This is a genomic window from Flavobacterium sp., from assembly GCF_030146175.1.
GTDB lineage: Bacteria > Bacteroidota > Bacteroidia > Flavobacteriales > Flavobacteriaceae > Flavobacterium.
This window is the reverse complement of sequence record NZ_JASLCE010000127.1, coordinates 1-9,504: the sequence shown is the minus strand read 5'-3', so window position 1 is coordinate 9,504 and position 9,504 is coordinate 1. Positions and strand designations below refer to the sequence as shown.

Below are 9,504 nucleotides of genomic sequence, written 5' to 3'. Positions count from 1 at the left end.
ATTGATGCCGAACTGGATGCCGAAAGGGATATCGCCGAAGACCTTGTAACCGATTACAATCGCCTACATCCAAAAGAAGAGGCGGCACGAGCTGCTATTATCCGCGAATTGTTTGGTTCTACCGGTTCTAAATTCAGTATCAAGCAACCGTTTTATTGTGACTATGGCTATAATATCCATATCGGAGAAAACTTCTTTTCGAATTTTAATTTTACGGTTTTGGACGAAGCTGAAGTCCGCATTGGCGACAACGTGCTGATTGCTCCTAATGTGAGTATATATACGGTCAACCATGCTGTAAACATTGAACAACGCAATGTTGGTATCGAATATGCCAAACCGGTACATATCGGAAACAATGTCTGGATTGGCGGTAATACCGTGATTTTACAAGGCGTGACGATTGGCGAAAACGCTATTATTGGTGCCGGAAGTGTCGTAACTAAAAGTATCCCGGCCAATGTTATCGCAGCCGGAAATCCGTGCCGTGTTATTAAAGCCATTCCTGAGAACGAGTTATAATTTTCCCTTCCCCTATTTTATGCCATCATCCATTATCAAAGGTTTTTTTCTGGCTGTTTTAGCAGCTATGCTATGGGGCGTTTCCGGTACATTCGGACAATTCCTTTTTCAACAAAGAGGTATTAATGTCGAATGGCTAATTACCCTTCGAATGCTTGTATCCGGTACGATTCTATTACTTTTTGCCCGATTTGGCGAAAAATCGGATTTGTGGTCGATCTGGAAAAACAAAAAAGATGCCATTCAATTACTGATATTCAGCACTACCGGAATGCTAGCCGTGCAATACACCTATTTTGCGGCAATCAAACATTCCAATGCGGCGACCGCTACGGTTTTACAATATGCCGGGCCGGTATTTATCGCCATTTACCTAGCGGCAAAAAACAAAAAACTGCCACGCCCTATCGAGTATCTGGCCATCGCTTTGGCCGTAGGCGGCACTTTTTTACTGGTAACGCATGGAAACATCCATAGTTTGGCAATATCCGGAACGGCTTTGTTTTTCGGACTCGCGTCGGCTGTTACGCTTGCGATTTACACCTTACAGCCGATCGCGTTATTAAGTCGGTATAAATCATCGATTATCATCGGATGGGGAATGTTATTGGGCGGACTTGCTTTCTCCTTTATAAAAGCACCGTGGGCCATCGAAGGACAATGGGATACACAAACCTACCTTTACACGGGTTTTATTGTACTTTTTGGGACATTAATCGCTTTTTACAGCTACCTAACCGCCGTACAAATTATCGGTGGACAAAAAGCCAGTTTATTGGCTTCTGCCGAACCTTTATCGGCTACGATTATGGCTGTACTCTGGTTACAAGTTCCGTTTTCTACAATCGACTGGATCGGGAGTATTTGTATTATTTCGACGATATTTTTGTTGAGTAAGAAGAGTAAGGAATCTATTTCAGCCTAATATCTATTGATCAATAATACAATCTGAAATCCAGTAACTTACACAAGGCATAGTGTTTTTCGTGTAAGGTTTCGACAATTTCGACCAGGTTATCGTCATCTTCAAACAAACTAAAGAAAACCCGATCGAGATTACTGCTGCTAATTGTAGGATGCATTTGTCCGTAACCCGAAATCGCTCTGGCTCCGGTAATATCCAGAAAATATTGCGCTTCGTCGTCGTTTAAATCCAGAATTTTGGCATTGGCAAAGTGAATGATCTTGCCTTTCATTTTCCCTTCAAAAAGCTCTGCGATTTCCTCGATGCTATAATAATAGCCATTTAAACAGATATTGTTCCCTTTCCCCTGCATCACCAGATAGATGATTTCATAATTCTTAAAATTATGATCTTCATACAATAAGGTACCCAAACTTTCTTCTAGGCCTTCAATCGAATCGCAAACTTTATAAATACTGTCTATACCTTGTTCGGCGGCTAGTTTTTCGAGATTTTTATATACTTCGGTCGCCGTAAATACCTCGCTATCCGGAACCGCTTCGAGGCAATAAATAAATTTATCGTAGTCCATATTATCAGATTTTGCAATCGCAGCAAAAATAAGTTTTATTACGTTAAATCCGAACGCAGGTCTATGGTTTTAACGCATCTAAAGCAATCTGTCAACCCGGAAAAAAAGTTCGAAAACCTCAACGTTTATCTTATCTTCGTATTTCACATTACAAACTTAAAATGAATAACCCCCAAATATCCTATCCTGTAAACAGTAAGCAACTGCTAATCCTTAGTATGCTGATTCTTACTTTTTCAGTATTGCTTTCCGGTTGTCAGAAAAAGGATTTTAACGAATACCGTTCCTATTATCGTGCTGTACATCATAACGACACGGCACTACTGGCGATTGAAACCCATAAAGATCGTTTTTACGGTCAGTATCAAATCTATTACGGAAGCCGAGCAGTAAAAGATTCCGGGAATATTGAAGGTATTATTTCCGGTGATACCTTACGCGGGAAGTATCGGTATCGTTCTTTTGGCGGTGGTATCAATGTGGTACCGGTAATTTTTTTAAAGCGCAACGGCAAATTGATTCTAGGTAGTGGTATTGCCGCCAGCTATATGAATTTTGTGTATTATAAACCGGAATTCCCGATCGTATTCGACAGTACTAAGTTTGTTTTTGATCCAGTAGAACAAGACGCTATAAAATAACACGAAATACACCCGTTAAAACAAACAGCTCTAAATCAAATGATTTCAGAGCTGTTTTTATTTTTTTTATGATCGCCGAAATTTAGTTGTCTTAAAATGGCAAGGTTTTAGATATGCAGGAATCCGATTACAATGATGATTCGATTTGTCTTGATTTATCCGGAAAATAAAGACAAATAAAACGCATTGTCTACTATTAAAACCTATAAAAATTGTACTATGTCAAAACTATATTTTAAATTACTTACCCTACTGCTACTGGTAACCTCAGCAAACTCCTATGCGCAGTTTTATGAAATTTATCAGGCTGTCAATATTGAATCGTACCAAGGCAAAAAATTCACCTTCGAAGGGAAAATATATTACAAAGATCCGATAGCCAATGATTCCTGGCTCGTACTGGCGGCACGTTCGGTAGATGCTAACGGTAAACTGATAAAAAATGCTCTATATAATGAAAATGCGGGCGATTATCATAAAAAAGACGACTGGAGCTCGTATGTGCTCAATGGGAAAATTGATAAAAATGCAAAATTCCTCGCTATAGGTGTTGCCATTGCCGGTCCCGGAAATTACTATCTGGACGATTTTAAATTATTTATAGAAGACGGCAAAAATAGAATCGAAATCCCGATTCACAACTCCGATTTTGAAGGCGATTCGTTACTAAACTGGAAAACGATGACGATGGATAAAAACACCAGTCTATCATTATCTCAAGAAACCGTTTTTTCCGGAAAACAAGCGCTGTTTATCGATAATTCCAAGCTTACGGTTGCGCCAACATTAGGAAGCAATGCCGAATTAGGAAAATATATGGACGTTAATGGTATTAAACTCTATTACGAAGTATATGGAAAAGGCGAACCGCTTTTGTTGATTCACGGTAATAATTCTTCAATGGGCAGTTTTAACAAACAATTGGAAGCGCTGAGTAAAAAGTATAGGGTCATTGGTCTGGATAGTCGCGGGCAGGGAAAATCGACTTCCGACGGTACCAAAATCACCTATGAACTAATGGCGGAAGATGTGAATACCTTCCTTGAAAAACTACAACTAAAAAATGTGAACATCTTAGGCTGGAGTGATGGTGGAAATATCGCGGTGGTATTGGGAATGCAACATCCGGATAAAATCAATAAAATGGCCATTATGGGAACCGTTTTATATAACAATGATAGTTCTGTTACTTCTGAAACGAATAAACTAATCCGTAAACAGGTAAAAGAAATGGAAAGCAAAGGAATTTCGGAAACTAATATGGATTATCGTTTAAAAATGCTTTTATTAACCGAGCCGAATATTAATCCGGATGCTTTACAAAAAATCCAGGCGCCTACTTTGGTTATGGCCGGACAATATGATGTTGTAAAAGAAAAACACACCAAGTTGATTGCCGAAAAAATTCCGCATAGCAAACTGATCATCTTTAAAGGTGGTGATCACGAAGCACCTACAAAAATGCCGGAATTATTTAACGAAACGGTTTTAACTTTTTTTGATCAAAAGGCACAATAAACGGTATTCGTGTCGTTTAAAATAAAGAACGCCAACATTGCTGTTGGCGTTTTATTTTGGAATCTACTAATATCTAGGGATTTTGGTTAACGGACAATTCTCAATTCAAAGCATTTTCAATTTTCCCAATTGCTATTTTGAAGGAAAATATCAAAAATTCGGTGTATTTGGCTACTTTTAGCTTTTTATAAAGATTTGATACTAGTACTAAAAAAGTATGTCTGGAACAATTTGTGACATTAAAGGACTGAATAATTCAGACCTACTTTTCTATACAGAGCGCTATTTGCAAAACGATTATGTTAAGGCAAATGATGCTGCAAAGCATATTCACTTGTTTAATTCTAAAATCAGGATTGATTATGCTTTGTTTGGTGATTTAAAATCCTCTATCCAACGAATATATGAAAAAGAAAAAGTCTATTATTTTGATGCTATAATTCGTTCAGGTCCTTTTGAAACCAAAAACACAACGTATACCTTCCTTAAAAATCTTGAATTGCAGCGGGTTTTGATTGAGGCAAATGGTCAACAGGAAGATTTATTGTTTTCTGAGAGCTTGAAAGTACCCGAAAAACTAAAGATTATAAAATTTTTCAACAATGAAAAAGAATCTCAGACCGAAATTATTTATAATAGCTTTTTAGAATTTGACTTGATTGAAGAAATTCAGTTTCCTGATGGTAAAATTAATACCTGGAAAAAAACAAATCAAAGCGATTCAAAGTACCATTTCAAAGAAAATGGGCAGATTTTTAAATTTTATGTTCGAAACAATAGTGAAGAACAGTCAAAAACTATAGTGATTTATAATAGTAACTTTCAGATTTTAGAATCTAAAACCTATAGTCAAAAGAATAAATCGGAACTTTTATACGAAGCTATTTTCCATTATAGTGATCATAAGCTGATGAAGATTGTCTATGTTCGACACCAATCTACAAAGTCGTTTAGTGGTAATTTTGCAGAAGAATTTATATTTGAATACAATGAAAAGGATCTTTTGGTTAAATTCAAGAATAATGCTATGACCAAAATCTGGGATTACGATAAAAATGAAAATCCAATTTTAGTTACAGAACTTAATAGTAGCGGAAGTGTTTTATTTGAAACGGCTGTTGATTATCGCTATGATAAGTATAATAATTGGACGTATAAGCACACCAAGAATTTTAGGAACAAGGTTCTCTTTAAAGAAAGTCAGACGTTCCGGGAAATTGAATATTTAAATACAAAAGAATAAACGTATTTAATTTATCTGAAAATTTAATCAAAATCGTAAATCCGTATTTTCAAAATAGTTTAAAAAAAAGGCATAAAAAAGAGGGTTGTCTCAAAAGTGAGACAGCCCTCTTTTTGTTATGTTCACTGATTTAATCTTTTTTAAATGCTTTATATATCATGCTTGTGAAGACGTAAAATTTTAATTCCATTACTTTTTCCGTCATAACAAAAAATACTACCATCCAGATTGGATTCTATATCCAATATAATCTTTATTGCTTCACTGGCCTGCTGAGAACCAATAATACCGCATACCGTACTCACAACACCGGCGATACTACAGGTATTTTGGGATTCATATAACAATTCGGCTTCGCTAAAAATATCGGTCAATTTTATTTTTGCCTTACCATGTAAGATAGCAACATAGCCTTCCCAACCTTTAACGGCGGCATAAACCAGTTTTTTATTCCCATCGTAACACATGCGATCCAGTAACAATCGCGCCTCGACAGTATCGGTACAATCACAAACCAAATCATAGTTTGCAATAATTTCAGCTGCATTTTCAGTAGACAAGCGGATGGTATGACTCGTAACCTTAATTGTAGGGTTTTGTGCTCTAAGACGATCCGAAAGTACCTCTGCTTTATAACGACCGATATCCTCTGGGACGTAGGCAAACTGTCGGTGTAAATTGGTTTCCTGAACAATATCAAAATCGGCAATTCCGATTTCCCCTATTCCCATTGCTGCAAGATAGGTCGCCACCGGCACTCCGAGTCCACCAGCACCTACGACCAATACTTTAGCCTCGGTTATTAAATGCTGTCCGTAAACACCAATTTCATTTACTGCCGTTTGTTGGAGATACCGTAACATCAACGATTAATTTGCGAGGTAATAGTTCTATCTGTAATTGTATCATCCGCGGCAAGTAAAAAGGCTTTGGATAGTATTACCGAAAGTCCATTATCTCCTTCGAAAGGTAAATAAACATTCTCCGTAGCATCTTTTTTACTCCTGTCCGGTACGATACACAAATATTGATCATTAGGTTCCATCAGGATGTTGGTACTTCCGATATGTATCTTATAGGTTCGCAGTTTTCCTTTTACCACTACAAACTTATCTTCAATAGTCGTAACCTTCGCAATTTTCAGACGCGGTATCAAACCGGACAATATTTCTTTTCTATTTTTTGCCACTTCCGACAAATCTCCAAAAGAATAGGACTGCCAATAATCCCTATAAGCCGGCAATCCTCCTGAATCCTGCCACGTAGGATCATTACCTACACTGGCTACCCCTACAAAAAGATCGACATCCCGTAAAGTTTCCGAAAATGGTATCGCGGGTACATTTATCAGCTCCACCAGTTCATTTGTAGTTGTGTCTATAAAACGGATCTGATCGGTCGTAACATAATTCCAGATACCGGTATCGTTAAACGCATTGTCGGCATTCAACGCATTAACCCAATATTCCGCTCTTAAATTATAATCCGGTAGTTCCAACGCTGCGGTATCCATATCGCCTCCATCCCACGCTCCTATTAACCTTGCTGTCCAGTTACGGCCTTTAGCCAACGTAACATACTGATGTTGCTTTAATATATGAGAAGCCATTCGGTTACTATAGGTACGCGTATTAACTTCGGCTTCCGTAAGCAGGTAAATCTCGCGGAACGCTTGTTTAAAGGGCTGTAAAATCCTATGCTCCATCAAATAATCCCGCCAAAGTTTTACCTGTGTCGTTGTACTGGAAGCCGGATGCCAAAACGATACTTTACTATATTGATCAATCTCCACTTCTGTACCGGTATTGGTAACCCAACGTTCTGCTATTTTAATTGCCTGTACTGTTTCATTTTCATTTATAAAATTAAAAATAAGGCTCCCTGTGACAACACTCAACAATCCGTGATTCAAATAATGTTGTTTAAAATAGGCCATCTCTAATACGCGATTACTTCTTAGCATTCGATCCAGTCTGTCACGCTGAGTTGAAGTAGTCTGATCAACCAACTTCTGAAGTGCTTTTATCTTTTTAAGCTGCGCGGCCTGTTTTTCCTTTATAACCGTCGGAACCGTTTTTTGTTCTTTCCCATCTTCCTTTAGCCAGATCAGGTTTGATTTTCCAATACGCGTAATCTCCAACACGGCTGTAAAACTGTCGATATTCCATTTTCGCACGCCATTCTGTAACTTGTAATCATCAACCGCAAGATCTTCGATCTCATGCATGGTAACTCCCAATTTGTTGGCTGCTTCAATAATATAGTTTTCAATGATTTTTAAGGTACTGTTCTGCTTAATTTTTAAGCGCAACCTTGATAATTGACTAATACCATCCAATCCTTTTGAATTGGCCAGTGTATACAAACAAGCATTCCCAACAGCTGTAGAGGCCTGTCCTTTTTGTGGAATCTTTCTAAAGCAACGATCGGCCATTTTACTAATGGCTTGTATGGTTTGCTGATCATGAAATATGGAACACATCCAGACAAAACCTTTGAGTGCCTCCGTATTCAACTGACTAAGAAATTCTATTTCCGCATACACATATTCCTGATTACCATATTGCTGTTTATGCTCAATGACCGTTTCTTTAAGATTGCTAACAATAGTAAAAAGTTCGTATACCGTTTTTTTAAAGGCATCGGTTCCTAAAGCCGTAATCACAGCCTTTGCTTCATCAATATATTTTTTGCTCGGTTTTGAGCCTGTCGCTTTTTGAGCTTTAGCAATCAACTCGTACCAGAAGGGCTTTTCCTTTTCCGGTCGACTTGCAATCACAGCATTGGCGGCAGATTCAAAATTATCTTTTCCCAAAAATAAAACGGGCTTTATGCTATTTTCAGCCGTTTGTTCAAAAAGCAGGTTTTCTATTTTTTCAACCAGTTTGGCATTTTCCTTAGCAAGATAGGAAGCTGAATTTTTTTCCACTTCTTGTTTCAGAAGTTCAAGTGCATTTTTCGCTATCGGATCCAGCGGTTTGTCTTTATGTTGCTTTTCAAACTGATTTATAAAATAGGTAAGATACCAATCCTGAAAGGTAAATTCATTTTTCCGTCCATCCTGATAAATAGCTGTAATAACCCGACACAAATCGGTGGTACTAATAGCTAACTTTGATCTGAAAATTTGTGCGATATAGGCAAACCGCAGTTGATTTTCTTCATATTTTTTGTCGTTGGCTCCACCCCATCTTTGTGTTGCATTGGTTTTGATCCTGTCAATACAATAGAGCACCAATTCCAGTTTATCGCTATCGGTCCATTTAACAATTTCGTCTTTATAAATCAGTAACGTATTAAGTTTGACATTATAAAAATAAATATTCGTTGCAGAGTACTCTTCGTGTGTTCTTTTTATGATTCCATCAAACTTTTCATAATCCGGATTTACAGCATTTCCTTTTATCACATTCTTTAATTTATCGAATATTCCCATGGCTATCCTCCGATTAAAGGTGTTAGTTTAACAAATGAAATTGTCGTGTCCGGTTTAAGATGTATTTGTTGCGTAAGTGTTTCCGCCTGTAACTGATCAATCAAAACAAAGAAACCGTTTTTCTGAAAGGCATCCAATGCGATATACACTTGTTTTTCGGCGTCAATGAGTTTTTTAGCTTTGAGTTTATATCCATTAAGGGTTTTCTCTGCTTCTCCAGGTTCGACTAAACCGTTAAAATATTCCGGAAGCCGGTTATTGTAATCCTCGACTTCTTTTGTAACTCTATGGGAGATAATATCCTGAACTGTTACTATATCAGTAGCAAAATCAATTTCTGTTTCATAAACCGATTTGCCACTTAACAGTTCATCTTTAATCAGAACTTTCATAGGAGGTGTTTTTTTGTTATTTGCTAAAATACAAAATTAGTGCTGTCGGCATGCAATAATTCCTTTGACGGGATTTTTGTTTTTTCAAAGTGGCGGAGAAAGAGGGATTCTCTACTCCCAATGACATCGGAATGCGCTGAACCAGCTTCGCTAACGCATCGAGTATAAAATAAAAAACTCCAACAAAAATGTTGGAGTTTTAAAATTTGTGGGCGATGAGGGGTTCGAACCCCCGACCCCCTCGGTGTAAACGAGG

9 protein-coding genes are annotated in these 9,504 nt (G+C 37.6%); 5 read left to right on the top strand and 4 right to left on the bottom strand.

The features are described 5' to 3' along the window. A partial coding sequence (locus Q1R07_RS14425; RefSeq protein WP_366526342.1) for a sugar O-acetyltransferase occupies window positions 1–522 on the top strand: 522 nt, incomplete at its 5' end. After that, window positions 461–1,447 (top strand): EamA family transporter, encoded by a 987-nt coding sequence (locus Q1R07_RS14420; RefSeq protein ID WP_300491600.1) that lies wholly within the window; start codon window positions 461–463, stop codon window positions 1,445–1,447. The genes Q1R07_RS14425 and Q1R07_RS14420, both read left to right, overlap by 62 nt. A gap of 10 nt (window positions 1,448–1,457) precedes the next feature. On the opposite strand, the gene Q1R07_RS14415 is transcribed toward Q1R07_RS14420, so the two are convergent. Continuing rightward, a complete protein-coding gene (locus tag Q1R07_RS14415; protein ID WP_300491598.1) occupies window positions 1,458–2,018 on the bottom strand; it encodes a DUF6642 family protein in 561 nt (186 codons plus the stop codon). Between the two features lie 161 nt (window positions 2,019–2,179). Between Q1R07_RS14415 and Q1R07_RS14410 the strand changes: the two genes are divergently transcribed. The 3 genes from Q1R07_RS14410 to Q1R07_RS14400 all read left to right on the top strand — a co-directional run bounded on the left by Q1R07_RS14410 (window position 2,180) and on the right by Q1R07_RS14400 (window position 5,420). After that, a complete protein-coding gene (locus Q1R07_RS14410) occupies window positions 2,180–2,659 on the top strand; it encodes a hypothetical protein (protein WP_300491596.1) in 480 nt (159 codons plus the stop codon). A 219-nt stretch (window positions 2,660–2,878) separates the two neighbouring features. Then, window positions 2,879–4,177 (top strand): alpha/beta hydrolase, encoded by a 1,299-nt coding sequence (locus tag Q1R07_RS14405; protein ID WP_300491594.1) that lies wholly within the window; start codon window positions 2,879–2,881, stop codon window positions 4,175–4,177. Between the two features lie 217 nt (window positions 4,178–4,394). Further along, a complete protein-coding gene (locus Q1R07_RS14400) occupies window positions 4,395–5,420 on the top strand; it encodes a hypothetical protein (protein WP_300491592.1) in 1,026 nt (341 codons plus the stop codon). A 149-nt stretch (window positions 5,421–5,569) separates the two neighbouring features. Here the strand turns inward: Q1R07_RS14400 and Q1R07_RS14395 are convergent, their stop codons facing one another. The 3 genes from Q1R07_RS14395 to Q1R07_RS14385 are packed head-to-tail and all read right to left on the bottom strand — an operon-like array spanning window position 5,570 to window position 9,248. Next, the gene (locus Q1R07_RS14395; protein WP_300491590.1) at window positions 5,570–6,283 is read right to left on the bottom strand and encodes a HesA/MoeB/ThiF family protein; all 714 of its coding nucleotides are present in this window, start codon (window positions 6,281–6,283) and stop codon (window positions 5,570–5,572) included. After that, window positions 6,283–8,856, bottom strand: coding sequence for a DUF4132 domain-containing protein (locus Q1R07_RS14390; protein WP_300491588.1), 2,574 nt, complete (start codon window positions 8,854–8,856; stop codon window positions 6,283–6,285). Before Q1R07_RS14390 ends, Q1R07_RS14395 begins: the two co-directional genes overlap by 1 nt. A gap of 2 nt (window positions 8,857–8,858) precedes the next feature. Then, window positions 8,859–9,248 carry a hypothetical protein gene (locus Q1R07_RS14385; RefSeq protein ID WP_300491586.1) on the bottom strand — a complete coding sequence of 130 codons (390 nt, stop codon included), beginning with the start codon at window positions 9,246–9,248 and terminating at the stop codon, window positions 8,859–8,861. Window positions 9,249–9,504 lie beyond the last annotated feature (256 nt).

What these genes read in the sequence shown, in the direction of transcription:
- Q1R07_RS14415 (WP_300491598.1), bottom strand. Translation starts at nt 2,018, where the DNA reads ATGGACTACGATAAATTTATTTATTGCCTCGAAGCGGTTCCGGATAGC.
- Q1R07_RS14420 (WP_300491600.1), top strand. Translation starts at nt 461, where the DNA reads ATGTTATCGCAGCCGGAAATCCGTGCCGTGTTATTAAAGCCATTCCTG.
- Q1R07_RS14390 (WP_300491588.1), bottom strand. Translation starts at nt 8,856, where the DNA reads ATGGGAATATTCGATAAATTAAAGAATGTGATAAAAGGAAATGCTGTA.
- Q1R07_RS14395 (WP_300491590.1), bottom strand. Translation starts at nt 6,283, where the DNA reads ATGTTACGGTATCTCCAACAAACGGCAGTAAATGAAATTGGTGTTTAC.
- Q1R07_RS14385 (WP_300491586.1), bottom strand. Translation starts at nt 9,248, where the DNA reads ATGAAAGTTCTGATTAAAGATGAACTGTTAAGTGGCAAATCGGTTTAT.
- Q1R07_RS14400 (WP_300491592.1), top strand. Translation starts at nt 4,395, where the DNA reads ATGTCTGGAACAATTTGTGACATTAAAGGACTGAATAATTCAGACCTA.
- Q1R07_RS14410 (WP_300491596.1), top strand. Translation starts at nt 2,180, where the DNA reads ATGAATAACCCCCAAATATCCTATCCTGTAAACAGTAAGCAACTGCTA.
- Q1R07_RS14405 (WP_300491594.1), top strand. Translation starts at nt 2,879, where the DNA reads ATGTCAAAACTATATTTTAAATTACTTACCCTACTGCTACTGGTAACC.